This is a genomic window from Kitasatospora sp. NPDC093550, assembly GCF_044764985.1.
Lineage (GTDB): Bacteria > Actinomycetota > Actinomycetes > Streptomycetales > Streptomycetaceae > Kitasatospora.
Genome location: NZ_JBIWJF010000021.1, coordinates 107,174 through 132,464 on the forward strand (window position 1 = coordinate 107,174; position 25,291 = coordinate 132,464).

Consider the following 25,291-nt stretch of genomic DNA (forward strand, 5'->3'; position numbering starts at 1 on the left):
CCTTCCTTACTTGTTGGCCAGCTCGGCGGCGCGGTCAGCGGCGCCGTCCATGGTGTCCACGCGCTGGACCAGCGGGTGGTTGGCGTCGTCGAGGATCTTGCGACCCAGCTCCGCGTTGTTGCCGTCCAGGCGGACGACCAGCGGCTTGGTGACGTTCTCGCCCTTGCTCGCGAGGAGCTCCAGGGCCTGCACGATGCCGTTGGCGACCGCGTCGCACGCGGTGATGCCGCCGAAGACGTTGACGAAGACCGACTTGACGTCGGGGTCGCCCAGGATGATCTCCAGGCCGTTCGCCATGACCTCGGCGGAGGCGCCGCCACCGATGTCGAGGAAGTTGGCGGGCTTGACGCCGCCGTGGTTCTCACCGGCGTAGGCGACCACGTCGAGGGTGCTCATGACGAGGCCCGCGCCGTTGCCGATAATGCCGACCTGGCCGTCGAGCTTGACGTAGTTCAGGCCCTTGGCCTTGGCGGCGGCCTCCAGCGGGTTGGCCGCGGCCTTGTCCTCCAGGGCCTCGTGCTCGGGCTGGCGGAACTCGGCGTTCTCGTCCAGGGAGACCTTGCCGTCGAGCGCGATGATCTTGCCGTCGCCGGACTTGATCAGCGGGTTGACCTCGACGAGGAGGGCGTCCTCCTTGATGAAGACGGTCCACAGCTTCTGCAGGACCTCGGCGACCTGGTCGGCGACCTCGGCCGGGAACTTGGCCGCGGCGACGATCTCGGCGGCCTTCTCCGGGGTGCAGCCCTCGTTGGCGTCGACCGGGATCTTGGCGAGCGCCTCGGGGTTCTGCTCGGCGACGACCTCGATCTCCACGCCGCCCTCGACGCTGGCCATGGCCAGGAAGGTGCGGTTGGTGCGGTCCAGCAGGAACGAGACGTAGTACTCGTCCTGGATGTCCGCGGTCTGGGCCAGCATCACCTTGTGAACGGTGTGGCCCTTGATGTCCATGCCGAGGATCTGCTCGGCCTTGGCGACGGCGTCCGCCGGGTCGGCGGCGAGCTTGACGCCGCCGGCCTTGCCTCGGCCGCCCACCTTCACCTGAGCCTTGACGACGGCGCGGCCGCCGAAGCGCTCCGCGATGGCGGCAGCGTCTGCGGCGGTCTCGATGACATCGCCGTCAAGCACGGGCACACCGTGCTTGGCGAAGAGGTCCCTCGCCTGGTACTCGAACAGGTCCACGTGTTTGTCCTTGTTCGTGGTCGCGGATTGTGTCTCTACGAGCGTGCCACGGCAGGATCTTCGCTGCGGGTCGTCGGGGCGGTGCGGGTACGCAGAGGTACGGCCTTGCGGCCCACACAGCCACGGGCGCACACGTCAATCAACACGCGCGTCACGTCCGTCTGGCAGGTTATCCCCGTGGGACGGGACTGTTCCGCCCGGGGCCTGCCCGGCATGGGTGAGAACCGTCACAGACAGCCTAGAACGTCCGGTGAACGTCCGGTCCACCGATCGGGTGGATTCGCGCGTCCGGGTGAATCCCTCACACCCCCTGGTCAGGTACCGGGATCGGGCGCTTCTCGAGGGCCGCCGCCATGATCCCGGGGAAGGCGTCGGGGGTGCAGGCGAAGGCCGGCGCGCCGAGGGCGGCCAGGGCGGCGGCGTGCGCGTGGTCGTAGGCGGGCGCACCTTCGTCGGAGAGCGCGAGCAGGGCGACGAACTGGACGCCGGCCGCCTTCATCGCGGCGACCCGCTTGAGCATGCCGTCCCGGATGCCGCCCTCGTACAGGTCGCTGATCAGGACGACGACGGTCTCGGAGGGGCGGGTGATCCTCGACTGGCAGTAGGCGAGCGCGCGGTTGATGTCGGTGCCGCCGCCAAGCTGGGTGGCGAACAGGACGTCCACCGGGTCGGTGAGCTGCTCGGTGAGGTCGACCACCGAGGTGTCGAAGACGACCAGCCGGGTGTCCAGGGTGCGCATCGAGGCGAGGACCGCGCCGAAGACCGCCGAGTGCACGACCGAGGGCGCCATCGAGCCGGACTGGTCGATGCAGAGGATGACCTCCTTCTTCACGGCGCGCTGGGCGCGGGCGTAGCCGACCAGCCGCTCGGGGACGACGGTGCCGTGCTCGGGCAGGTAGTTCTTCAGGTTGGCCCGGATCGTCCGGTCCCAGTCGATGTCCCGGTGCCGGGGCCGGTTGACCTTGGCGCTGCGGTCGAGGGCGCCGCCGACGGTGGCCCGGGTGCGGTCGGCGAGCCGGCGCTCCAGGTCGGCGACCACCTTGCCGACCACGGCCCGGGCGGTCTCCCGGGTGGTCTCGGGCAACGCGTGCTTGAGCGAGAGCAGGGTGCCGACCAGGTGGACGTCCGGTTCCACGGCCTCCAGCATCTCCGGCTCCAGCAGCAGCCGGTCCAGACCGAGCCGGGTGATCGCGTCCTGCTGCATCAGCTGGACGACGGTGGACGGGAAGTACTCCCGGATGTCGCCCAGCCAGCGGGCCACCTGCGGGGCCGAGCCGCCGAGCCCGGCACTGCGGCGCCCGCCGCGGCCGGCCCGGCCGCCCTCCTCGGGCGTGCCGCGGTAGAGGGCGGCGAGGGCGCCGTCCATCGCGGCGTCCCGGCCGCGCAGGGTGCGGCCGGTGCCGTCGGCCTCGCCGCCGAGCACCAGCCGCCAGCGGCGCAGCCGTTCATCGGTCGTGGTTGCCATGGGGTCCTCCTTCGCCGGGCGGTGGTCCGGGGTGACCGACGGACGTGGCCGGTCGGATGTGGCCGGTCGGACGTGGCCGGGGGGTGGGGTGTGGTCGGTGGGGTGTTCGCCGGCCGGACGTGGTCGGTGCGTCGGTCAGGTGTTGCGGCCGGTCGCCTGGCGGGGGATCTTCGGGCGGACGCCGAGCAGCAGGGCCACCACGGGGTCGGCCGCCTCGGCGCGGGCCCGGTCCAGCTCGCCCGCCGGGGCCGGGTGCGCCTGGGGTCCGCCGAGCGGGCCGGCCGCGACCCGGCCGCCGATGGTGGTGCGCACGCCCGCTTCCAGCCCGGCGAAGGTGCGGCGCAGCAGCGGCAGGACGTCGGTGAAGACCTCACCGCTCACCCCGGTCAGCCACTCGTCCAGCAGGGCGAGCAGCCGGGGGTCGTGCAGCAGCAGGGCGCCACCGCCGGTGAGGAAGCCCTCGACCCAGCCGGCCGCGTCCGCCGGGGCGTTGGCGACGGACAGCACCAGCCGCAGTCGGCGGCCGGCCTCCTCGGAGTCGAGCCGTCCGTCGTCCAGCAGCAGTCGCACGGCCCGGCCGCGGAGCACGCCGGGGGCGCCGGTGGCCGGGCCGCCGGACGGTTCGCGGGCGGCCAGGGAGCGCAGGGCGGCGGCCCACCGGTCGGCCAGGCCGTCGGGACGGTCCGCGCTGCCCGGGCCGTCCGGGCCGTCCGGGCCGTCACCCGGGTCTACGGCTGCCGGTGCGGCGTCGGAGGTCAGCAGCCCGATCGCGCCGTGCACCTCGTCGAGGCGGCCGCGCATCGCCGCCGCGCTCTCCGCGTCCAGGCCGACGCAGGCGGGCGGCAGTCCGACGCAGACCCGCTCGGCCAGGCCCGCCGCGGCCTCGGCGAGCGCGCCGTGGTCGGTGCCGCGCACGTCGCCGTAGCGCAGCGCGCGGACCAGCGCGGGCAGCGCCCCAGCCAGGTGCGCGACGTCGGTGTCCAGGGCCGCGCAGTCGGCGAGCACCCGCATCACGGCGGGCAGCGCGCCGGACAGCCCGGCCAGCAGGCAGGACTCCACCAGGCCGGTCAGTTCGGCGAGTTCGACGGCCGAGCGGGCGGTGCCGACGGCCTTCGCGGTGCTCGCCTCCTCGACCGTGGTGCCCCACTGGGCGGCCTCGGCGATCCGGACCGCGAACTCCGGCTGCCAGCACAGCCGCCAGCTCTCCCGGAACGTCCCGGTGGAGCCGATCGCGGAGCGGGCGGGCACGCCCCAGTCCACCCCCAGCAGCCGCAGCCGGTGCAGCAGCCGCGAACGGGCGGCGTCGTTCTCCTTGCGCAGGTCGAGGTCGACGTCCCTGGGCGCGGCCTCGGGCTTGAGCCGCAGCGAGCGCTGCAGCCGGGCGAGGTCGCGCTGCAGCGGCACCGCCGGGGCGCTGTCCGGGACCTCCCCGAGCACGTCGCCGACCACCAGCCGGTCCCGGACCAGCTCCAGCGCGACGTCCGAGCCCTCGCAGAGCACCGCGCGGACGGCGTCCAGGGTCTCGGTCAGCCCGGCCAGCGGGCGACCGCGCAGCACGGCCAGGGTCTCGGCGAGCCGGACCGCCTCGATGACGTGGGCGGAGGAGACCGGGTGGTCCTCGGCGCGCAGGAGGTCGGCGGCCCGGGTGAGCCAGCGCGGCACCGGGTCGCCCTCGGTGGTGAACAGGTGGTGGTACCAGCCGGGCGACTGCACGCCCGCTCCGTAACCGGTGGTCTGGGAGAGTCGGCGGTGCGTCCAGGGGACCCAGGTGATGTCCGTCCGGACCTTCTTCGGCAGCTCGGCGAGCAGGGCCCGGTCGTGGGCGACGGTGGGCATCGTCTCCAGCGCGGGGACGTGGAAGGCGCCGCAGACCACGGCGATCCGCCGGTGCCCGGCCCGGCGCGCGGCGCGGATCCGCTGGCGCATGTACGCCTCGCGCCGAAGGTCCCGGCGGGACTCGCCGAGGCCCTCGGCGCGCAGCGCGCCCATCGCCTCGGCGACGGCGGCGAACGGCGCCAGCGCGTCGGTGCCGGGCGCGCGGTGCTCGACCACGTCCTCCCACCAGCGCTCCGGGTCGTCGTGCCCGGCCGCCTCGGCGAGCAGCGCCACCGGGTCGGCGGGCGGCTCCTCGGCGGCGTCCTCCCCGGCTGCGTCCTCCCCGGCCGGTCCGGCGGGCGCGAGGCCGTACCCGGCGGGCAGGTCGATGAAGCGCACCGGCAGGTCGTGCTCGACGGCGTGGCGGATCGCCACCCACTCCGGGGAGAACTCGGCGTACGGCCAGAAGGCGGCCTTCGCCGGGTCGTCCACCGCGTGGGCGAGCAAGGCGACCGGCGGCACCAGGTCCTTCTCGGCGGCGAGGTGGACGATGTCGTCGGCCTCCGGCGGGCCCTCGATCAGCACCGCGTCCGGCCGCCAGCCGGCCAGCGCGGCGGCCACCGCCCGGGCCGAGCCGGGTCCGTGGTGACGGATGCCGAGCAGGGCGACCTCGGCGTCGCTCATGCCGTCACCTCGCGGGCGGCGCGGTAGAAGTCCTTCCAGCCGTCGCGCTCGCGCACCACCCCTTCGACGTACTCGCGCCAGACCGCCTGGTCCGCCACCGGGTCGCGGACGACGGCGCCGAGGATGCCCGTCGTCACGTCCCCGGCCCGCAGCACGCCGTCGCCGAAGTGGGTGGCCAGGGCCAGGCCGTTGGTCACCACCGAGATCGCCTCGGCGGTGGAGAGGGTGCCGCTGGGAGTCTTGACCTTCGTCCGGCCGTCCACCGTGATCCCGGCCCGCAGCTCGCGGAACACGGTGACCACGCGCCTGATCTCCTCGGCGCCGCCGGGCAGTTCGGGCAGTTCCAGGGAGCGGCCGAGCTGGTTGACCCGGCGGGTGACGATGTCGACCTCCTCCTCCAGCGAGCCCGGCAGCGGCAGCACCACGGTGTTGAAGCGGCGGCGCAGCGCGCTGGAGAGCTCGTTGACACCGCGGTCGCGGTCGTTGGCGGTGGCGATCACGTTGAAGCCGCGGACGGCCTGCGTCTCGCCGCCCAACTCCGGCACCGGGAGCGTCTTCTCGGACAGCACGGTGATCAGGCTGTCCTGCACGTCGGCCGGGATGCGGGTCAGCTCCTCGACCCGGGCGAGCTTGCCGTCGGCCATCGCCCGCATCAGCGGCGAGGGCACCAGGGCGTCCCGGCTGGGGCCGTGGGTGAGCAACCGGGCGTAGTTCCAGCCGTACCGGACGGCCTCCTCGGGCGTGCCGGCCGTGCCCTGCACCAGCAGCGTGGAGTCGCCGCTGATCGCGGCGGCCAGGTGCTCGGACACCCAGGTCTTCGCGGTGCCGGGCACGCCGAGCAGCAGCAGCGCCCGGTCCGTCGCCAGGGTCGTCACGGCGACCTCGACGACCCGGCGCGGACCGATGTACTTGGGGGTGATCGGGGTGCCGTCGGGCAGCTCACCGCCGAGCAGGTACGTCGCCACGGCCCACGGCGACAACCTCCAGCGCTCGGGGCGCGGACGGTCGTCCTGCGCGGCCAGGGCGGCCAGTTCGCCGGCGAAGGCGTCCTCGGCGTGCTGCCGCAGAACCTCGGTCATGGGGGCTCCTTCGGGTCGGCCGCCGGGGCACACGGGTGCCCCGGCGACAGGGTGATCGGGGGGAGCCAGGTCGGCGTCCCGGCCTGTGGGAACCACCCTGCACCGCGCCACTGACACCGGCCCCGGCCGCCGCACCGGCGGGGGCGACGGACAGTCAGCCACTGTCAGTGCCGCCGCCTACGGTCGGTCGCATGGAGGAACGCTGGAGCACCGAACACGTCCTGTCCCTGGCGCCTGACGCCTCGTCGCAGAAGTCCGCGGGCAAGCTCTCCTCGCCCGCGCCGTGGTCCGGCACGGGCACCGACGGCACCGCGGTCTGGGGCGAGTGCAAGGGCAGCGGCCGCACGCCGTACCGCACCGTGATCGAACTCGCCACGCCCGCCTACCAGTGCAGCTGCCCCAGCCGGAAGTTCCCGTGCAAGCACGCGCTCGGACTCCTCCTGCTGTGGAGCGGCTCCCCGGAGGCCGTCCCGGCCGCCGAACCCGCCGACTGGGCGGACGACTGGCTCAAGGCCCGTCAGGAGCGCGCCGAGAAGCGCGCGGCGGCCCCGGCCGACCCTGAGGCCGCCCGGCGCCGGGCCGAGAAGCGCGGCGCCCGGGTCGCGGCCGGCGCGGCCGAGCTGCGGCTGCGCCTGGCCGACCGGGTCCGGCACGGGCTGGCCGACCAGTCCACCGCCGGGCCCTGGGAGGAGGTCGCCGCCCGGATGGTCGACGCGCAGGCCCCCGGCCTGGCCACCCGGGTCCGCGAACTCGACGCGCTGCCGCAGGAGCGGCTGCTGGAGGAGTACGCGATGCTGCACCTGCTCGCCACCGCCGCCACCCGGGTCGACGAGCTGCCCGCCGAGCTCGCCGCCACCGTCCGCACCCGGGTCGGCTACACCCTGGACGCCGCCGAGGTGCTGGCCGGCCCCACCGTCCGCGACCGCTGGCTGGTGCTCGGCAGCCGCGACACCGCCGACGAGCGGCTCACGACCCGCCGGGTCTGGCTGCGCGGGGCCAAGACCGGCCGCACGGCCCTGCTGCTCGCCTTCGGCCGCCCCGGCCAGGCACCCGACCTCGCCCTGCCCACCGGCCACCTGCTGGAGGCCGAACTCGCCTACCACCCCGGCGCCCGCCCGCTGCGCGCCGTCCTCGGCACCCGCTACGGCGCCCCCGAGGCCGGCCCGGCCGACCCGCCCGCGGGGCTCACCGTCGCCGAGGCGGTGGCCGGGTACGGCACCGCCGTCGCCGACGACCCGTGGCTGGAGAGCTGGCCCACCACCCTCGCCGACGTCGTCCCGGTCCGCGCCCCTGACGGCTGGTACCTGACGGACGGCCGGCACACCCTGCCCGTCCGCGCCCCGGCCGTCCCGGAGGCGGCGCTGTGGCGGCTGGCCGCGGTCTCCACCGGCCGTCCGCTGACGGTCTTCGGCGAGTACGGCCACCAGGGCTTCGCCCCGGTCACGGCCTGGCCCGCCGGGCACCGCCCGGTCGGCCTCACCAACCCCTAGGGAGCGCACCGAGAATGACGACCATCCAGGACCCGTGGGAGACCCTGCACACCAGCGCCCTGCTCGGCACCGACCGCCGCCCGGTCCCGGCCACCGCCCTGCCGCTCGCCGACGCCGTGGACCTCACCGACCCGGCCACCGCGCTGCTGGAGCTGGCCGCCCTCGCCACCGTGCGCCGCCGGGCGGGCGCGCTGCCCGTACCGGCCGCCGAACCGCCCGGCCCGCCCTCGCCCGAGGACCCCCGCCCGGAGCTGTCCGAACCGGCCGCCCGTCGGCTGGCCGTCCTGCTGGCCGGCCGTACGGGCAGCGGCGGCGCGGGCACCCTGGCCAACCTGACCGAGCTGCTGCCGCAGTGGCTCGCCACCGCCCGCGCCCGGGGCCTGCGGCCGCCCGCCGCGCTGATACCCGGGCTGCTCGACGCCGCCCGCGCGCGCAGCGAACTGCGCTCCGACGCCGTCGCGTTGGCCGGCCCGCTGGGCCGCTGGCTGGGCGAGCAGAACCCCGACTGGCGGTTCGTCCTGCGCACCACCGTCCAGGCGCCGGCGCCGAGTGACGCCCCCACCGACCACCACCTGTGGCACGAGGGCCTGTTCGCCGAGCGCGTCACCCACCTCACGCTGCTGCGCCGCAGCGACCCGGCCGCCGGGCTGGAGCTGCTGCGGAGCACCTGGTCCACCGAGCGCGCCGAGGACCGCCTGCTCTTCCTGGACGCCCTCCAGGACGGCCTCTCCCCCGCCGACGAACCGTTCCTGGAGGCCGCCCTCGGCGACCGCAGCAAGAACGTCCGGGCCACCGCCGCCGAACTGCTCTCCACCCTGCCCGGCTCCGCCCTGGCGGGTCGGATGGCCGAGCGGGCGCGCACCGCCGTCCGCCTCGCCGAGGCGGGCACCCACCTGCTGGTCACCCCGCCCGTCGAGTGCGACGCGCAGATGCAGCGCGACGGCATCACCCCCAGGTCCCCCACCGGACGCGGCGAACGGGCCTGGTGGTTCGGCGAGGTGGTGGCCGCCGCCCCGCTCGCGGTCTGGCCGGAGAGCACCGGTCTGACGCCCGAACAACTGCTCGCCCTGCGGGTCGGCGACAGCATCGACGAGACCAGCAGCAGCTGGGCCGACGACCTCCGGGAGGCCTGGGCGCGCGCCGCCGTCCGGCAGAACGACGCCGACTGGGCCCGGGCGCTGCTCGGCCCGGCCCCGGTGCCGGCCGCCCGCGGCGCCGGCCGGGCCCGCGCCCCGCGCGTCACCGGCGCCCCGGCCAAGCTGCTGGCCGTCCTGCCGCCCGAGGAGCGGGCCGCCTGGACGGCCGCGTTCATCGAGGTGCACGGGCTGGGCGAGGCCTTCCAGCTGCTCGGTGCCTGCGCCACCCCGTGGACCCCACCGCTGTCCACCGCCGTGGTGAGCGCCCTGGCCCGGGCCGCCGCCTCCGGTGCGTACCCGTGGAGCCACAGCGGGGTGCTCGGGATGACGGAGCGCGCGCTCGCCCCGGAGACGGCCGTCGCGGTGGAGGAGCTGGCCGCCGGGGCCGCCCCGGACTCCGCCTGGGCCGAGACCTTCGCCCGGCTGGCCGGCACCCTGCGCTTCCGGGCCGCGATGCTCGCCGAACTGGCGGGCTGACGCCGGACGGGCTCCAGGAAGCGCCCTGGGACGACAGAGCGGGCCCGAGGACGACAGAGCGGGCCGACCCCCGAGGGGCCGGCCCGCTCATCGCACCGCGCAGCGGTCCGGGTGGGATCAGCTCGCCCGCAGGTTGGCCTCGACCCAGGCGACCACGTCCCGGGTGGGCGTGCCCGGGGTGAAGATGTCCGCGACGCCCATCGCCTTCAGCTCGGCGATGTCCTCGTCCGGGATGATCCCCCCGCAGAAGACCTTGATGTCCGCCGCGTCGCGCTCCTTCAGCAGCTCCAGCACCCGCGCGCACAGCGTCATGTGGGCGCCGGAGAGGATCGACAGCCCGATGCCGTCCGCGTCCTCCTGGATCGCGGTGTCGACGACCTGCTCGGGCGTCTGGTGCAGCCCGGTGTAGATGACCTCCATACCGGCGTCGCGCAGGGCACGCGCAATGACCTTGGCGCCACGGTCGTGACCGTCGAGCCCCGGCTTGGCGACCACCACACGGATCGGCCCCGACACACTCATCACTGCCTCCTGGACCTCGTCGTCCACCACCCGACCGGGACCTCGTGGGCCACGGGCGCGGTTAACGGTCAATAACCAACCTGAGGGGAGGTTAGCGCCACCCGGCCCGGTTGACCGCGCCGCCTCCGAAGAGGAGGGCAAAGTCACAGCTCCAGGGCTTGCTACCAGCGGGTATACCCCTCTCCCGGCAACCTCCCCACAGACCCCCCGGGCGACCCCTTGACAACCGGAGGTTTTTCCGGGGCGTCGGCCTTGGGGCTACAGTCGCGGCTGTTTGACCTCGCCCGACGACGCGCCCGAGGCCCACCGAGGAGGCAGCCCCCGATGGCTCCCGAAGCAGCCGCCCGTCCGACCCGTGCGGAGCTGCGCCTCGCCGCCCGCGAGCAGTCCCGCGCCCAGCGCCGCGGCGCCGCCAGGGCGGCCACCCGGACGGCGCTGCTGCGGGTCGCGCTGCCGTCGGTGGCCGCGCTCGGGGTCGCCGGCGCGGCGGCCGTCACGGTGGTGCAGGAGCGGGACGGACGGGTGCCGACACAGGTCTCGGCGGCGGACGCCCCGGACGACACGGCCGGCGCGGCGGCCCGGCAGGCCGTCGCGGCCGGCGACCAGCCCCAGGCCTCGCGCGGCGACGCCCGCCAGCCGCTGGCCGGCGCCCAGCCGACCGAGGCCCCGACCGCTCCGCCCGCCGCCGAACCGGCCCCCGAACCGGTCAAACCCAAGGTGGTCATGCCGGTCGCCCGGCACGGCCTCGGCGAGCTGTTCGGCGAGGCCGGCACCCACTGGGCCAACCGGCACACCGGCATCGACTTCCCGGTGGACGGCGGCTCCCAGGTCATGGCCGTCGCCGACGGCACGATCCGCACCCAGTGGAACCCGTTCTACGGCTACATGTCGATACTCAAGATGTCCGACGGCACCGAGGCCTGGTACTGCCACCTGCGCGCGTACAAGATCCGCAAGGGGCCGGTGAAGCAGGGCGACGTCATCGCCTTCGTCGGCAGCAGCGGCAACAGCACCGGCCCGCACCTGCACTTCGAGATCCGGCCGGCCGGCAGCGGGCCGGTCGACCCGCTGCCGTGGTTCCTGGCCAACGGCCTGGACCCCCGCTAGTCACGACGTCGTCGCGCTACAGCTTCTCGACGGGCGCGTAGCGCAGCAGCAGCTGCTTGCGCCCGTCCGTGCCGAAGTCGACGGTGGCCTGCGCCCGGTCGCCCACGCCCGTCACGGCCACCACCGTGCCCAGCCCGAAGCTGTCGTGGGTGACCCGGTCGCCGACCGCCAGCGAGACGACGTCGCGCTCCACGACCTTGCCGCCGCGCCGCGCGGACTGCCCCCAGCCCGCCTTCGGCGCGGCCGAGGCCGAGGACCCGGACGAACCCGAGGAGGAGCGCGAACTGCCGCCCCCGGAGGAGGACTTGCCCCAGGACGAACCCGAGGAGAAGCCACGCTGGACCGGCGACTGCGCCGCGCCGGTGCGCTTCCACTCCACCAGGGTGTCCGGGATCTCCTCCAGGAACCGCGAGGCCGGGTTGTACGCCGGCTGCCCCCAGGCGCTGCGCAGCACCGAGCGGGTCAGGTACAGCCGCTCGCGCGCCCGGGTGAGGCCGACGTACGCGAGCCGGCGCTCCTCCTCCAGCTCCTTGACCTGGTTGAGCGCCCGCATGTGCGGGAAGATCCCGTCCTCCATGCCGGTCAGGAAGACGACCGGGAACTCCAGGCCCTTGGCGGTGTGCAGGGTCATCATCGTGATGACGCCCCGCCCCTCCTCGTCCTCGTCCGGGATCTGGTCCGAGTCGGCGACCAGCGCGACCCGCTCCAGGAAGTCGGCCAGCGAGCCGACCGGCGGCGCGCCGTCCTCCCCGGCGTCCGGCCGCTCGCCCGGGTCCTGCTCGTACTCCAGGGCGACGGAGGCGAGCTCCTGCAGGTTCTCCACCCGGGTCTCGTCCTGCGGGTCGGTGGAGGACTGGAGCTCGGCGAGGTAGCCGGTCTCCTCCAGGACGGCCTCCAGGACCGCCGCCGGGCCCGCGCCCGACTCGACGACCTGGCGCAGCCCGGCCATCAGGGTGTTGAACTTCTTCACCGCGTTGGCCGAGCGCGCGGCCATCCCGTACGCCTCGTCCACCCGCGCCAGCGCCTGCGCGAAGGAGATCCGCTCCCGCGCGGCCAGCGCGTCGACCATCGCCTCGGCCCGTTCGCCGATGCCGCGCTTGGGCACGTTGAGGATCCGGCGCAGCGGCACGGTGTCCTCCGGGTTGGAGAGCACCCGCAGGTACGCCAGGACGTCCCGGACCTCCTTGCGCTCGTAGAAGCGCACCCCGCCGACCACCTTGTACGGCAGACCGACCCGGATGAACACCTCCTCGAAGACGCGGGACTGGGCGTTGGTCCGGTAGAAGATCGCGACGTCGCCGGGCTTGGCCTCGCCCTTGTCGGTGAGCCGGTCGATCTCGTCGGCGATGAACTGGGCCTCGCCGTGCTCGTCGTCCGCGACGTAGCCGACGACCTTCTCGCCGTGGTCGCCCGCCGTCCAGAGCTTCTTCTCGCGGCGGTTGGCGTTGCGCTCGATGACGGCGTTGGCGGCGCTCAGGATGGTCTGCGTGGAGCGGTAGTTCTGCTCCAGCAGGATCGTCGTCGCGTTCGGGTAGTCCTCCTCGAACTGGAGGATGTTGCGGATGGTCGCGCCGCGGAAGGCGTAGATCGACTGGTCCGCGTCACCGACCACGCACAGCTCGGCCGGCGGCACCTCGGCGAGGTGCGCGGCGGCCGGGTTCACGAAGTCCCCGTCCGCGGTGCGCTTCGGCGCGGCCGCGACGGACCCGCCGCTCAGCTCCCGGACCAGCATGTACTGGGCGTGGTTGGTGTCCTGGTACTCGTCGACCAGGATGTGCCGGAACCGGCGCCGGTAGTGCTCGGCGACGTCGGGGAAGGCCTGCAGCAGGTTCACCGTCGTCATGATGATGTCGTCGAAGTCCAGCGCGTTGGCCTCGCGCAGCCGCCGCTGGTACAGCGCGTACGCCTCGGCGAGCTTCTTCTCCATCGGGTTGGCGGCCTGGTCGGCGAAGGTCTCCTCGTCGATCAGCTCGTTCTTGAGGTTGCTGATCTTCGCCGTGAAGGACTTCGGCGGGAACTGCTTCGGGTCCAGGTCGAGGTCGCGGCAGACCAGCGACATCAGCCGCTGCGAATCGGCCGAGTCGTAGATGGAGAAGCTGGAGGTGAAGCCCAGCTGCTTGGACTCGCGGCGCAGGATCCGCACGCAGGCGCTGTGGAAGGTGGACACCCACATCGCCCGGGCCCGCGGGCCGACCAGCGCCTCGACGCGCTCGCGCATCTCGCCGGCGGCCTTGTTGGTGAAGGTGATCGCCAGGATCTCCCCCGGCTGCACCCCGCGGGCGCCCAGCAGGTGGGCGATCCGGTGCGTCAGCACCCGGGTCTTGCCGGAGCCGGCACCCGCCACGATCAGCAGCGGGGACCCCGCGTGCAGCACCGCCTCGCGCTGCGGGTCGTTCATGCCCTCCAGCAGCTGCGCCGGATCGACCACCGTGCGGGCGGCGCCGTTGCGGTACCAGGCGTCCCGCTCCGCCTCGGCGGCGCCCCCGGGCTGGTCGAAGGCCGTCGTCCGGAACAGCCCCTCCGGGATCGCCTCCTCGTACGCGTCGTACGGAACGTCGTCCCCGTACGGCGGGGGCTCCTCGTCGATGGGCTCGGCGGGCTGCTTCGACCCGGCGGCGGGTGCCTCGAAACCGGGGAGCGGAAGGTCGTCAAAGAGGCTACTCATGGCACTCCGAGTCTATGGCCACCCACCGACAAGCCCGTCAGGCCCGGAGGAATCCGGACCGGACGGGCTCGACCTCGGAGGAGAGGCTCAGACCAGGCGGCGGGCGGTGGCCCAGCGGGTCAGCTCGTGCCGGTTGCTCAGCTGGAGCTTGCGCAGGACGGCGGAGACGTGGCTCTCGACGGTCTTCACCGAGATGAAGAGCTGCTTGGCGATCTCCTTGTAGGCGTAGCCGCGGGCGATCAGCCGCAGCACCTCGCGCTCGCGCTGGGTGAGCCGGTCCAGGTCCTCGTCGACCGGCGGGGTGTCGGTGGCCGCGAAGGCGTCCAGGACGAAGCCGGCCAGGCGGGGCGAGAACACCGCGTCGCCGTCGGCGATCCGGAAGATCGCGTTCACCAGGTCGGTGCCGGTGATGGTCTTGGTGACGTAGCCGCGCGCGCCGCCGCGGATCACGCCGATGACGTCCTCGGCGGCGTCGGAGACGGACAGCGCCAGGAACTTGACCCCTCCCTGCTCGCCCATCACGCCGACCGAGCGGCGCAGCACCTCGACGCCGCCGCCCCCGGGCAGGTGCACGTCGAGCAGCACCACGTCGGGCCTGGTCTCGGCGACCACGCGGACCGCGGAGTCCACGTCGTCGGCCTCGCCCACCACGTCGATGCCGGTCACGTCGGTACGACCGATCTCGGCCCTGACCCCCGTCCGGAACATCCGGTGGTCGTCCACCAGGACGACCCTGGCCGTGCGCTCCGGCGCTGCCTCAGTCATTCGTTCTCTCCATCTCCAGCTCGACCTCGGTACCGCCGCCCGCCGCCGGCCGCACCCGAGCGGTGCCGCCGTTGCGCTTCATCCGGCCGATGATCGACTCCCGTACGCCCATCCGGTCCTCCGGCACCGTGTCGGGGTCGAAGCCGGGCCCGTGGTCACGGACGAACACCGACACCGTCCTCCCCTCGACCTCGGCGTAGACCTGGACCGGTCCCCCGCCACCGTACTTGGCCGCGTTGACGGTCGCCTCCCTCGCGGCCTGCATCTGTGCCGCGATCTTCTCGTCCATCGGGCAGTCGCCGACGATCACCAGCTCGACCTGGACGCCATGCCGGTCCTCGACCTCGGCGACGGCGGCGCGCAGGGTCTCCGCCATGGTGTCCGGCGCGGCCTCGGCGGCGGCCTCCGGGCGGTACAGCCACAGCCGCAGCTCACGCTCCTGCGAACGCGCCAGCCGCAGCACCTCCTTGGGGTCCTCGGCCCGGCGCTGGATCAGGGTCAGGGTGTGCAGCACGGAGTCGTGGATGTGCGCGGCGATCTCGGCGCGCTCCTGGGCGCGGATGCGGGCGGTGCGCTCGGCCCCGAGGTCCTGCCAGAGCCGCAGACCGTACGGGCCGAGCAGGACCAGCACGCCGGCGAGCACCGCGAGCGAGGCCTCGATGACCGAGCTGAGCGTGGAGCCGCTGCCCTGCATGGCGAGCAGCGCGATGGTGCCGGCGACCGCGAGCAGCACGCCGGCGCCGACCCTGGTGTAGGCGCCGCGCCGCTTCTCGCCCTCCTCGATGCCGAACCAGCGCTGCCAGCGCGAGTCGTCGGCCTGCCGCCAGACCAGCGCGACGCCGACGCCGATCGCCAGCAGCGGCCAGGTGTACGGCTTGGCGGTCTGCCAGCCGAGCACGTTGAGCAGGGCGATCAGGCCGATCACGACCATGACCAGGGCGGCGAGCTGGCCGAGCCCGCCCTGCCCGGTCTTGGCGGACGGCGCCGCGGCCCCGCCCTCCGCGGGCGCCGCCACCGGCTCGCCCTGCAGCGTGTGCTGGAGCAGCCGGCGCAGCCGGCCCAGCCAGCCGCCGGTGTTCCCCTTGCTCAGCAGCCCGCCCTGCAGCCCGGGCGCGGCCGGCACGAACACGCCGTTGAGGTAGACCCACTGGGCGCCGCCGCGCGCCGAGGGCTCGCCGATGCCGATCGGCACCACGAACCAGAACGCGGCGTACAGCAGGGCACCGATCCCCTGCGCGAAGAACAGCAGGACGAAGGCGAGCCGCACCCAGCGCACCGGCAGCCCGAGGTGCACCGCCAGGCCGTGCGCGACGCCGCCGAGCATCCGGCCCTGCGGGCTGCGGTAGAGCCGGCGGTACGGCGGCTTCGCCCCGTCGGACGCGTTGGGGTCGGCGCCGGCCGACGGCGCGGCGTCGGGGGCGAGGGTTCGGGGATCGGTACCGGGGGCTGCCACGCCACCGATGGTTCCACGCGGGCGCCCGCGGGCGCATCAGGGTGTGTCCCTAGCCCGAATCAGGGACAAGTCAGGGTACGGGCAGGGGTGCTCCCGGTTGGGCCGGACCGGCACCTGCCGGAAGGATGGGGCCCATGACCGAGGACCCCCGCATCGAGGAGGCCGGGCCCGCCGCCCCGCCGGAACCGGAACGCCCGCCACTGACCCGGGCCGAGCACCACCGCGTGGTGGCCGGCGTCTGCGGCGGCCTCGGCCGGCACCTGGACATCGACCCGGTGGTCTTCCGGGTGGTCATCGTGGTGCTCTGCCTCTCCGGCGGCCTCGGGCTGTTCCTGTACGGCCTGGCCTGGCTGATCGTCCCGACCGACGACGCGGCCAAGGGCCGCGGCGGGCGCACCGAGCTCCAGCGGGTGCTCACCGGCCGGGTGGACGGCCAGTCGGTCGGCGCGGTGCTGCTGACCGTGATCGGCACCGGGGTGTTCTTCTCCTCGATGGGCGACGGCGACCAGATGTTCCCGCTGCTCCTGCTGGCCGGCCTGGTCTTCCTGGCGGTGCGCTACGACCCGGACCGCCGCCGGGGACGCGGGCGCGGGCGCCGGCACGGCGGCCCGTACGACCGCCACTTCCCGGAGTCCGGCGCCGAGTCCGGGGGCTACGTCTGGCCGCGGCCGGAGCAGGACGAGGCGGCCCGCGCCGGGCACGCCGCCGACCGGGCCGCCGGAACCGTTCCCGCGGACAGCCCGCCGCCGGGCGCCGGCGGCTACCTGTGGGACCCGCGCCACCCCGAGCGCAACCCGTACGGCGCCGGCTCGGCGACCCCGACCCCGCCGTTCGGCACCCCGGTGCCACCGGTCGGCGGCCCGGCCCAGCCCTGGTGGCAGCGCACCGACCTGCCCGAGGGCGACCCGCTGCGCAAGGAGAGCCCGAAGCGCCGCTCCGAGCCGACCGTGGCGCACCGGCCCCGGGAGGGTTCGGCGCTCGGCTTCTTCGGCTTCCTGCTGGCGATCGGCGCGGGCGCCGCGGTCTGGGCCGCCTCCGCGGACCACCACGACCCGACCGTGCGGAGCACGACCGTGCTGGCCACCGCGCTGCTGGTGGTCGGCCTCACCATGCTGGTCGGCGCGAAGTTCGGCCGGGCCCGCAAGCTCGCCGTGACCGGCCTGCTGCTCACCCTGGCCCTGGCCTTCGTCGGCCACTCGCCGAACTCGGTGCACGACGCCGTCGGCGAGCGCGACTGGACGGTCACCTCGTCGTCCGAGCTGCACGACCGCTACAACCTCGGCGCCGGCAACATCCGGCTGAACCTGTCCGGGCTGGCCCCGGCCGGGGCGACCCTCTCCACCAAGGTCGACCTCGGCGCCGGCCAGATGACCGTCACCGTGCCGGACGACGTCACGGTGAACGTGACCGCCCGGGTCGGCCTCGGCGACGTCACCGTCCCCGGCGACCGCAGCGACGGCACCGGACGGCACAGCTATCTGATCGGCCCGGCCGGCGGCCAGGCCTCCAAGGGCACGCTCAACCTCGAACTCGGCATCGGGCTCGGCGACATCAAGGTGGTCCAGCAGTGAGGAAGCACCGGCTCGACCTGTTCTCGCTGATCGCGGGCGCGCTGTTCACCGTGCTCGCCGTGCTCTACCTGGTCGCGGCGGTCAACGACCAGTCGGTGAACGGCCGGATCGTCATCCCGGTCACCTTCATCGTGCTCGGCGTCGGCGGCCTGGCGGGCGCGGTCGCCGCGGTGGCCCGGCGCGGCCGCCCCGACCGCGAGGACTGACCCTCCCGGGCCCCGGGCCTCAGCTCTGCTGCGGGCCCAGGGTCAGCTTGTCCCCGTCCTTGGTGACGCCGTACTTCGGCAGCGGCTTGACCGCGGGGCCGTTCAGCACCGCCCCAGTGGCCGCGTCGAACACCGAGCCGTGGCAGGGGCAGCGCAGCCGGCCGTCCTTCGGGGCGTCCACGGCGCAGCCGGAGTGGGTGCACACCGAGGAGAGGCCGCAGTACTGGCCCGCCTTGGGCTGCACGATGTAGACGGCGTCGCCGGTGGCCGGGTCCTTGACCTGGGCCGAGCCGCCGACCGGCACGCTCGCGGCGGACACCGTGGGGGCCGGCCCCGGGGCGGTGGAGACCGGGGCCGCCGACTGCTTGGGCGCGGCCTGCCCGTCCCGGCCGAAGGTGCGGGTCAGCGAACCGGAGAGCAGCCCGGCCCCGCCGATCGCGACGGCCGCGATCCCGCCGTCCACCAGCGCCCGGCGCTTGACCTGGTCCTCGGCCAGCCCGCGCGCGCGGTCCCGGCGGGCCCGGCGGGCGAGCCAGCCGTCCACCGACAGGTACGGGGTGCCGGCCAGCACCAGCGGGGTCCAGGCCATCAGGTAGGCGAGGTCGTTGCCGAGGTAGTACGGCGAGACGCTCCAGCTGACGGTCAGCCAGAGGCTGAGGTTGAGCAGCGCGCCGCCGAGCGCGGCGACCCGGCCCCAGAGGCCGAGCAGGGTGCCGAGGCCGACCGCCAGCTCGCCGAAGGCGATGGCGAGCGCGAACAGCGTCGGGTGGTCGAGCGCGGGGCCGAGCAGGAAGGAGATCGGGCTGCCGCCGGCCTTGGCCGCCTGGGTCTGCGAGACGAACGAGGCCGGGTCGCCCGCTCCGGCCAGGAAGTGCGCGTCCGAGAGCTTGTCGAGGGCGGCGTAGACGAAGGTGACTCCGAGGAAGAGCCGCAGCGGCAGCAGTGCGTACCTGGACGCGAGCGCCCGCCGCTGCGCCGCCCGTTCGGCCCGCCCGACCGCTCCCCCGCCGGCCGGCACCGGGTTGCTGGCCTCCGACATCGCGTACACCTTCCCTCTCGTCTGCCACTCCCTGACAGATCCGGTCCGCATTCTGCCCGCTCCTGCTCGCTTTCGGTGGGACGTCCCACCTGGAGGGCGGCACCCGCACCGCGAACGGCCGCGCCGCCGCTCCCTTCAGTACGGGAACGACGGCGCGACCGTTCAGGCTCCGGCCGTCGGTCCGACGGCCGGCGGGAGGACTACTCCCACTCGATGGTGCCCGGCGGCTTGCTGGTGACGTCGACGACGACGCGGTTCACGTCGCGGACCTCGTTGGTGATCCGGGTGGAGATCCGGGCCAGCACGTCGTACGGCAGGCGCGACCAGTCGGCGGTCATGGCGTCCTCGGAGGAGACCGGACGCAGCACGATCGGGTGGCCGTAGGTGCGGCCGTCGCCCTGCACGCCCACGCTGCGCACGTCGGCGAGCAGCACGACCGGGCACTGCCAGATCTCGCGGTCCAGACCGGCCGCGGTCAGCTCCTCGCGGGCGATGGCGTCCGCGTCGCGGAGCAGGTCCAGACGCTCCTTGGTGACCTCGCCGACGATCCGGATGCCCAGGCCCGGGCCCGGGAACGGCTGGCGCTGGACGATCTCCTCCGGCAGGCCCAGCTCCTGGCCGACCATCCGGACCTCGTCCTTGAACAGCTTGCGCAGCGGCTCGACCAGCTGGAACTGCAGGTCCTCGGGCAGGCCGCCGACGTTGTGGTGGGACTTGATGTTGGCGGTGCCGGTGCCGCCGCCGGACTCCACCACGTCCGGGTACAGGGTGCCCTGGACCAGGAAGTCGACCGACTCGCCGTGCTCGCCGGCCTCGGCGATGATCTCGGCCTGGGCCTGCTCGAAGACCCGGATGAACTCGCGGCCGATGATCTTGCGCTTCTCCTCGGGGTCGGTGACCCCCTTCAGCGCGTTCAGGAAGCGCTCGGCGGCGTCGACGACCTTCAGCTGCACGCCGGTGGCGGCCACGAAGTCCTTCTCGACCTGCTCGGTCTCGCCCTTGCGCATCAGGCCGTGGTCCACGTACACGCAGGTCAGCCGGTCACCGATGGCCTTGTTGACCAGGGCGGCCGCGACCGCGGAGTCCACGCCGCCGGACAGGCCGCAGATCGCGCGCTTGTCGCCGACCTGCTCGCGGATCAGGGCGATCTGCTCCTCGACCACGCTGCCGGTGGTCCAGGTCGGGGCGATGCCGGCGCCGCGGTAGAGGAAGTGCTCCAGGATCTGCTGGCCGTGGTCGGAGTGCAGCACCTCGGGGTGGTACTGGACGCCGTACAGCCGGGCCTCGTCGTTCTCGAAGGCCGCGACCGGGACCAGGTCGGTGGAGGCGGTGACGGTGAAGCCCTCCGGAGCGGCGGAGCAGGCGTCGCCGTGCGACATCCACACCGAGTGCTTCGCGGGGACGCCCTCGAACAGGGTGGAGCCGCTGCGGGAGACGGTCAGCGGGGTGCGGCCGTACTCGCGGGCGCCGTTGTTGTCGACGGTGCCGCCCAGCGCCTTGGCCATCAGCTGGAAGCCGTAGCACATGCCGAAGACCGGGACCCCGGCCTCGAAGATCGCACGGTCGAGCTGGGGCGCGCCCTCTTCGTAGACCGACGACGGACCGCCGGAGAGGATGATCGCCTTCGGGTTCTTGGCGAGCATCTCGGCGACCGGCATGCTGCTCGGCACGATCTCGCTGTAGACCCGCGCCTCACGCACCCGACGGGCGATGAGCTGGGCGTACTGGGCACCGAAGTCGACCACCAGGACGGTGTCGTTGTCCGGCACGGACTGGACGGGAATTGCAGAGGACACAGACGGCCTTCCGGCAGCGGTATCGAGGTGTCGCGCTGAACCGCCTCCCCGGCTGGGGCAGCGGCGGCGGACGGGTGTGGGGTGTCTGGACACCGATTCTACCGGGCTGTCCGGTTTCACTCGTCTGCCCGTCCAAAGGACCGTGACCGCGCGGGGCCGAAGTTCGTTGCTTCAGACGACCGCACGGCCGCGCCGCGTCCGCCAGACGCGCCGACCGACCCCCGCGGGGGCACGCCGTACGGCAGCAGGACCACGCGTGGAGCTCCACCCCAGTCCACCGGCGCATGTGGCGCCGCCGCCCGGCTCGCCGGGAGCGCGGCTCCGTGGGACCGTGCGCCGGTGCCGCGGTCGGCCAGCAGGGGACAGCGAACCCGGCCGCGACTGGGCCGAGAGGTGGGACGGCCGGAGTCCGGGGACGCCCGGGACCGGCCGTCGCACCCCCGTCCCGATCCGGGGCACACCCGGCGCACTCCCCCATCCGCCCCGCGCCGCTACGCGCGTCCCCGTGCGCCGCAACCGGACGAACCACTACGCACCGTGATCATCGAAGGCCGTCCCGACGGCAAATGGACCGGATCGAACTGTGCCGAATCGGTTGCAGAGCAGGGCCTCCGTCCAGCACGATGCTCGGTGTAGGCGGTTCTCCCGGCGACCTGACGGCTCACCGAGGCGGTTCGCCGACGAGGTGTCCGCAGTCGCCGCACCGCGGACGACAGCGGTTTTCACTTCACGCTCCGTGAGCGATGGGACCGGCGCAAACCTCGCTGCCGCCCGCCTCCCCACGGACGCGCGCGCTCCGCACCACCGGCCACCCCCGCCGGAGCCGCGGAGCCACGACCCGGACCAACCGACACGACGGCGCTCCTCCCCCGGCGCCGTCACCCCAGCACCGGCGCGGCCCTGACGCCGAGTGCTGAGCGACAAAGGGCCCCGTTCCCCCGCGGGGCCCTTTGCCCTTTCCGGGCTCCTGCGCCCTTCCTCCTCCGACCCCGTGCCCTCCGCCCCTCGCTCAGGGGTGCTCGCGCCAGACGCTCGGGTCGACCGGCTCCTCGGCCCGGGGGGGCGGCACGTCGGCGGGAGCCGGCGTCCCGGCGGCGGGGGCGGCCGGCGCCTCCTCCGAGCCCAGCACCTCGCTCACCCCGGCACCGGGGACGGACGGCCCGGCCTGCGGGACTGCGGCCTGCGCGGCGCCGGCCTGCGGGACTGCGGCCTGCGCCGGAACGCCGTGCGGCGGCGTCGGCCCGTACGACACCTCGGGCGGCACCGGCGCGTACGGGTACGGCCCCACGCCCTGCGGCGCCCCGCCGTACGGGACACCGCCCCCGCCGTACCCGGCCTTGGCGTACCCGGCGCCCGCGCCCCCGCCGCGGAACGCCGCCAGCAGCGGCGGCACCAGCAGCGCGCCGACCACCGCCCAGACCGCGTTGGCCGCCAGGACGGTGAGGAAGGTCAGCCCGACCGAGGTCTCCTGGGACGCCACCAGGCCGGAGCCGCTGCCGCCCCAACCCGTCGTGGAGCCCGTGAGGGAGGAGGTCCGGGTCATCATCGCCCCGGCCACCGCCATCAGCGGGGTGAGCAGCCCGGCGTGCACGACCGCCAGCCGCAGCCGGTCGGCCGCGTCCAGCTGCCGCCGGTACGCCGTCCAGCCGAGTGTGCCCGCCGCCGCGAGCCCCAGCAGACCGGCCCAGCGCCAGTCGGCGGTCACCTGGTCCTGCAGGTCGAAGAAGGAGAGGTTCAGGTCGTCGCTGCGGTCGCGCCAGGACGTCCCGCCGGACGTACCGCTGTGGGCCTGGAAGGTCGCGCCCGAGCCGAAGCCGAGCAGGGTGAGGCCGAGGTTCGGCAGGAAGGCGAGCGCCAGCCCGATCTGCCCGCCGTCGGTGCTGTTCGCCGCGACCAGGATGAAGGCCACGACGGCGGACAGCGCCACCGACACCGCCAGCGCCTGGCCCGCGGTCAGCGCGGCCACCGCCCAGCCGCGCACCGACCGGCTGCGCCAGGCGGCCCAGCGCAGTGCGTCGGTGCCGTACACGGCGAAGGCCAGTAGACCGGCCAGAAGCACCGTCCAGCCGACCGCCTCCAGCCAGCCGGCACCCGCGGTGATCACCGGTCGGGACAGGTCCGGGCCGGTGGCGCCGGTGTAGTCCGGGAGGTCGTAGCCGGTCCGCGGCTGCCAGGTCGTCCCGCCGACCGCCCACAGCACCGTGGTGACGGCGCCCAGGACCACGGCGGTGCGCAGCGCCTCGCCGGCGGCCTGGCCCCGGGTCAGCTGGCCCGCCACCGCCTTGCGCCGGCGCAGTCCGGCCCGCAGACCGGCCCAGAGCGCCAGGCCCCACAGCACGGTGACGGTCATCGGCGCCATCCGGATGACGATGTCCATCCGCTCGGCGTGGCCGTGGCTCAGCGGGCTCTGGTCGCCGAGCTCGAACGGCGCGCCGAGCGCGTTCAGCGCCATCGACAGGGTCGCGCCGAAGCGGTCGCCGAACTCGGGCGAGCGGAACCGGTACTCGAACTGGTAGTCGCCGGGGACGGCCGCGATCAGCGCCGCCAGCAGCAGCACCAGGGTCGGCGCGACGGCCGCCCTGAGCGCCGGGCGCCAGTCGGCCCCGGTCAGCAGGCGGTGGACGGGCGGCTGCTGGGCATACGGCCGTCCGGCCCCCCAGCTGCCCAGCGCGGGCGGCGCGGGCACCGGCCCGCCGGGGCCCTGGCCGGGCGGCGGGGGCGGTGGGGGCGGCACCGCTCCCGGCGGGTACCCGGGCGGTCCGGCCGGCGGAGCCGCCGAAAGGCCGGCCGCGGGCGGCGCGACGGGCGGCGCCGGAGGTACGGGCGGTGGCGCGAGCGGCCGGCCGCAGGAACCGCAGGCCGCCGCCCCCTCCACCGAAGTCGCGCCGCACGATGCGCAGTTGGCCATGGACCGGTGTCCCCCCGCTCGACGAGTCCCTGGGCCGCCCCAGGGAGCCCGTTTATCCCACCGGACTCGAACGGATGTCAACCGGAAACCGCGGCAAGCGGATTGACCCCGCCGACCGCTCTCAGCCGCGCTTCTTCGGGACCTCCGGGACGGGCAGCACCGGCAGTCGCAGCGCGCCGAACGCGCCCTCCGGCACGGCCGGCCGCACCGGCGCCACCGGGGTGACCCGCCGGTACGCCTCGTCCTGCGCCGGGCGCGGGTCCGCCTCGCCCTTGTTCGGCCACATCGACAGCGCCCGCTCGGCCTGCGCGGTGATGGTGAGCGAGGGGTTGACGCCGAGGTTGGCGGAGACCGCCGAGCCGTCCACCACGCTGATCCCCGGGTAGCCGTACAGCCGGTGGTACGGGTCGACCACGCCGGTCCCGGGGGCGTCGCCGATGGGGCAGCCGCCGAGGAAGTGGGCGGTCATCGGGATGTCGAAGATCTCGCCGACGGTGCTGCCCGCGAAACCGTTGATCTCGTCGGCCAGCGCCTGGGCGCCGCGCTCGGCGGCCGGGATCCAGGTCGGGTTGGGCTCGCCGTGGCCCTGCGAGGAGGTGAGCCGGGCCTTGCCGAGCGGGCCCTTCTTCAGCGAGACGGTGATCGAGTTGTCCAGCGACTGCATCACCAGGCCGATGATCGTCTTCTCGGACCACCCGCGCTGGTCCATCGAGCGGGCGAAGGTCACCGGGTGGCGGACCGAGTTGCCCAGGTAGCGCAGCCAGCGCGGGACGACTCCACCGCCCTTGACCTGGGCGATCGACAGCGCGCCCATCGCGTTGGAGCCCTTGCCGTAGCGGACCGGCTCGATGTGGGTGTTGGCGTCCGGGTGGATCGAGGAGGTGATCGCGACGCCCTTGGTGAAGTCCGCCTTGGCGCCGTAGCGCCGGTCGGTGGTCTGCGCGCCCACCAGCGCCTCGGAGTTGGTGCGGGTCAGCTCGCCGAGCCGCGCCGAGATCCGGGGCAGGTGCCCGTCGGCGCGCATCCGGTGCAGCAGCGACTGGGTGCCGTAGGTGCCGGCCGCGACCACCACCCGGGCGGCGGTGATGGTCCGCGCGCCCGCCTTCACCCGGTCCGTCCTCGAGCGCGAGTCGGTGCGGCGCACGTCCACCGCGTAGCCGCCGCCCGCTTCCCGGATCCGGGCCACCGTGGTGAGCGGGTGGATCTCCGCGCCGCCCCGCTCGGCCAGGTACAGGTAGTTCTCGGTGAGCATGTTCTTGGCGCCGTGCCGGCAGCCGGTCATGCACTCGCCGCACTCCACGCAGGCCTTGCGGGCGGGGCCGGCACCGCCGAAGTACGGGTCGGCGACCTCGTCGCCCGGCGCCGCCTTGGCCGTGCCGTCGGTGTCCTTGCCGTCGCCGAAGAACACCCCGACCGGCGCCATGTGGAAGGTGTCGGCGACGCCCATCCGCTCGGCGGCGGCCTTGAGGTGGACGTCGGAGGGGGTGACGGTCGGGTTGAGCCGGACCCCGAGCATCCGCTGCGCCTGGTCGTAGAACGGCGCCAACTCCTCCTGCCAGTCGGTGATGTGGCGCCACTGGCGGTCCTCGAAGAAGGCCTTCGGCGGCACGTACAGGGTGTTGGCGTAGTTCAGCGAGCCGCCGCCGACCCCGGCGCCGGCCAGGATCAGCACGTTGGCCAGCAGGTGGATCCGCTGGATGCCGTACAGCCCGAGCTGCGGCGCCCACAGGTAGTTCGGCAGGTCCCAGGAGTTCCTGGGCAGTTCGTCCCGCTCGAAGCGCCGCCCGGCCTCCAGGACGGCGACCCGGTAGCCCTTCTCGGTCAGCCGCAGCGCCGCGACCGAACCGCCGAAGCCGGACCCGACCACGACCACGTCGTAGTCGAACTCCGCACCGTCGGACTCCACCATCTGCCACCGCTCCTTCGCCGGGTTG

General features: G+C 74.4%; 17 protein-coding genes. 5 read left to right on the forward strand and 12 right to left on the reverse strand.

Annotated features, from left to right (window positions below):
• Nucleotides 1-6: 6 nt before the first annotated feature.
• From sucC to ACIRD3_RS29070, 4 genes are all read right to left on the reverse strand, one after another.
• On the reverse strand, nucleotides 7-1,179 hold the full coding sequence (sucC, locus tag ACIRD3_RS29055; protein WP_402222505.1) for an ADP-forming succinate--CoA ligase subunit beta: 1,173 nt from the start codon (nucleotides 1,177-1,179) through the stop codon (nucleotides 7-9).
• Nucleotides 1,180-1,480: 301 nt separating this feature from the next.
• Entirely contained in the window at nucleotides 1,481-2,644 is a 1,164-nt protein-coding gene (locus ACIRD3_RS29060; RefSeq protein WP_402222508.1) for a VWA domain-containing protein, read from the reverse strand.
• A gap of 135 nt (nucleotides 2,645-2,779) precedes the next feature.
• Nucleotides 2,780-5,143, reverse strand: coding sequence for a DUF5682 family protein (locus tag ACIRD3_RS29065; protein ID WP_402222511.1), 2,364 nt, complete (start codon nucleotides 5,141-5,143; stop codon nucleotides 2,780-2,782).
• Nucleotides 5,140-6,222: an AAA family ATPase gene (locus ACIRD3_RS29070; RefSeq protein WP_402222514.1), complete on the reverse strand. Its 1,083-nt coding sequence runs from the start codon at nucleotides 6,220-6,222 to the stop codon at nucleotides 5,140-5,142. Before ACIRD3_RS29070 ends, ACIRD3_RS29065 begins: the two co-directional genes overlap by 4 nt.
• Nucleotides 6,223-6,413: 191 nt before the next feature.
• On the opposite strand from ACIRD3_RS29070, the gene ACIRD3_RS29075 reads away from it, so the two are divergent.
• Both ACIRD3_RS29075 and ACIRD3_RS29080 read left to right on the forward strand, forming a co-directional pair.
• Nucleotides 6,414-7,712, forward strand: coding sequence for an SWIM zinc finger family protein (locus ACIRD3_RS29075; protein WP_402222517.1), 1,299 nt, complete (start codon nucleotides 6,414-6,416; stop codon nucleotides 7,710-7,712).
• Between the two features lie 14 nt (nucleotides 7,713-7,726).
• Nucleotides 7,727-9,325 carry a DUF5691 domain-containing protein gene (locus ACIRD3_RS29080; RefSeq protein ID WP_402222520.1) on the forward strand — a complete coding sequence of 533 codons (1,599 nt, stop codon included), beginning with the start codon at nucleotides 7,727-7,729 and terminating at the stop codon, nucleotides 9,323-9,325.
• Between the two features lie 117 nt (nucleotides 9,326-9,442).
• Here the strand turns inward: ACIRD3_RS29080 and ACIRD3_RS29085 are convergent, their stop codons facing one another.
• Nucleotides 9,443-9,847 (reverse strand): cobalamin B12-binding domain-containing protein, encoded by a 405-nt coding sequence (locus tag ACIRD3_RS29085; RefSeq protein WP_189916109.1) that lies wholly within the window; start codon nucleotides 9,845-9,847, stop codon nucleotides 9,443-9,445.
• 324 nt (nucleotides 9,848-10,171) lie between these two features.
• Here ACIRD3_RS29085 and ACIRD3_RS29090 point away from each other — a divergent pair, with 324 nt between their 5' ends.
• Entirely contained in the window at nucleotides 10,172-10,954 is a 783-nt protein-coding gene (locus ACIRD3_RS29090) for a M23 family metallopeptidase (protein WP_402222523.1), read from the forward strand.
• A 16-nt stretch (nucleotides 10,955-10,970) separates the two neighbouring features.
• On the opposite strand, the gene pcrA is transcribed toward ACIRD3_RS29090, so the two are convergent.
• The 3 genes from pcrA to ACIRD3_RS29105 all read right to left on the reverse strand — a co-directional run bounded on the left by pcrA (nucleotide 10,971) and on the right by ACIRD3_RS29105 (nucleotide 15,837).
• Nucleotides 10,971-13,619, reverse strand: a complete 2,649-nt coding sequence (gene pcrA, locus ACIRD3_RS29095) for a DNA helicase PcrA (protein WP_402222526.1) — start codon at nucleotides 13,617-13,619, stop codon at nucleotides 10,971-10,973.
• Between the two features lie 87 nt (nucleotides 13,620-13,706).
• Nucleotides 13,707-14,384 (reverse strand): LuxR C-terminal-related transcriptional regulator, encoded by a 678-nt coding sequence (locus tag ACIRD3_RS29100; protein WP_402222529.1) that lies wholly within the window; start codon nucleotides 14,382-14,384, stop codon nucleotides 13,707-13,709.
• A complete protein-coding gene (locus tag ACIRD3_RS29105; RefSeq protein ID WP_402222532.1) occupies nucleotides 14,377-15,837 on the reverse strand; it encodes a PspC domain-containing protein in 1,461 nt (486 codons plus the stop codon). Before ACIRD3_RS29105 ends, ACIRD3_RS29100 begins: the two co-directional genes overlap by 8 nt.
• Before the next feature lie 134 nt (nucleotides 15,838-15,971).
• Between ACIRD3_RS29105 and ACIRD3_RS29110 the strand changes: the two genes are divergently transcribed.
• Both ACIRD3_RS29110 and ACIRD3_RS29115 read left to right on the forward strand, forming a co-directional pair.
• The gene (locus ACIRD3_RS29110; RefSeq protein ID WP_402222534.1) at nucleotides 15,972-17,408 is read left to right on the forward strand and encodes a PspC domain-containing protein; all 1,437 of its coding nucleotides are present in this window, start codon (nucleotides 15,972-15,974) and stop codon (nucleotides 17,406-17,408) included.
• Entirely contained in the window at nucleotides 17,405-17,614 is a 210-nt protein-coding gene (locus ACIRD3_RS29115; protein WP_402222537.1) for a hypothetical protein, read from the forward strand. Before ACIRD3_RS29110 ends, ACIRD3_RS29115 begins: the two co-directional genes overlap by 4 nt.
• 19 nt (nucleotides 17,615-17,633) lie before the next feature.
• Here the strand turns inward: ACIRD3_RS29115 and ACIRD3_RS29120 are convergent, their stop codons facing one another.
• The 4 genes from ACIRD3_RS29120 to ACIRD3_RS29135 form a co-directional block, all read right to left on the reverse strand.
• Nucleotides 17,634-18,653: a Rieske 2Fe-2S domain-containing protein gene (locus ACIRD3_RS29120; RefSeq protein ID WP_402222540.1), complete on the reverse strand. Its 1,020-nt coding sequence runs from the start codon at nucleotides 18,651-18,653 to the stop codon at nucleotides 17,634-17,636.
• Between the two features lie 200 nt (nucleotides 18,654-18,853).
• Nucleotides 18,854-20,422, reverse strand: a complete 1,569-nt coding sequence (gene guaA, locus ACIRD3_RS29125) for a glutamine-hydrolyzing GMP synthase (RefSeq protein ID WP_402222543.1) — start codon at nucleotides 20,420-20,422, stop codon at nucleotides 18,854-18,856.
• Nucleotides 20,423-21,458: 1,036 nt separating this feature from the next.
• Nucleotides 21,459-23,135: a hypothetical protein gene (locus tag ACIRD3_RS29130; protein ID WP_402222545.1), complete on the reverse strand. Its 1,677-nt coding sequence runs from the start codon at nucleotides 23,133-23,135 to the stop codon at nucleotides 21,459-21,461.
• A gap of 343 nt (nucleotides 23,136-23,478) precedes the next feature.
• Nucleotides 23,479-25,266, reverse strand: a complete 1,788-nt coding sequence (locus ACIRD3_RS29135; protein ID WP_402222547.1) for a GMC oxidoreductase — start codon at nucleotides 25,264-25,266, stop codon at nucleotides 23,479-23,481.
• Nucleotides 25,267-25,291: the final 25 nt, after the last annotated feature.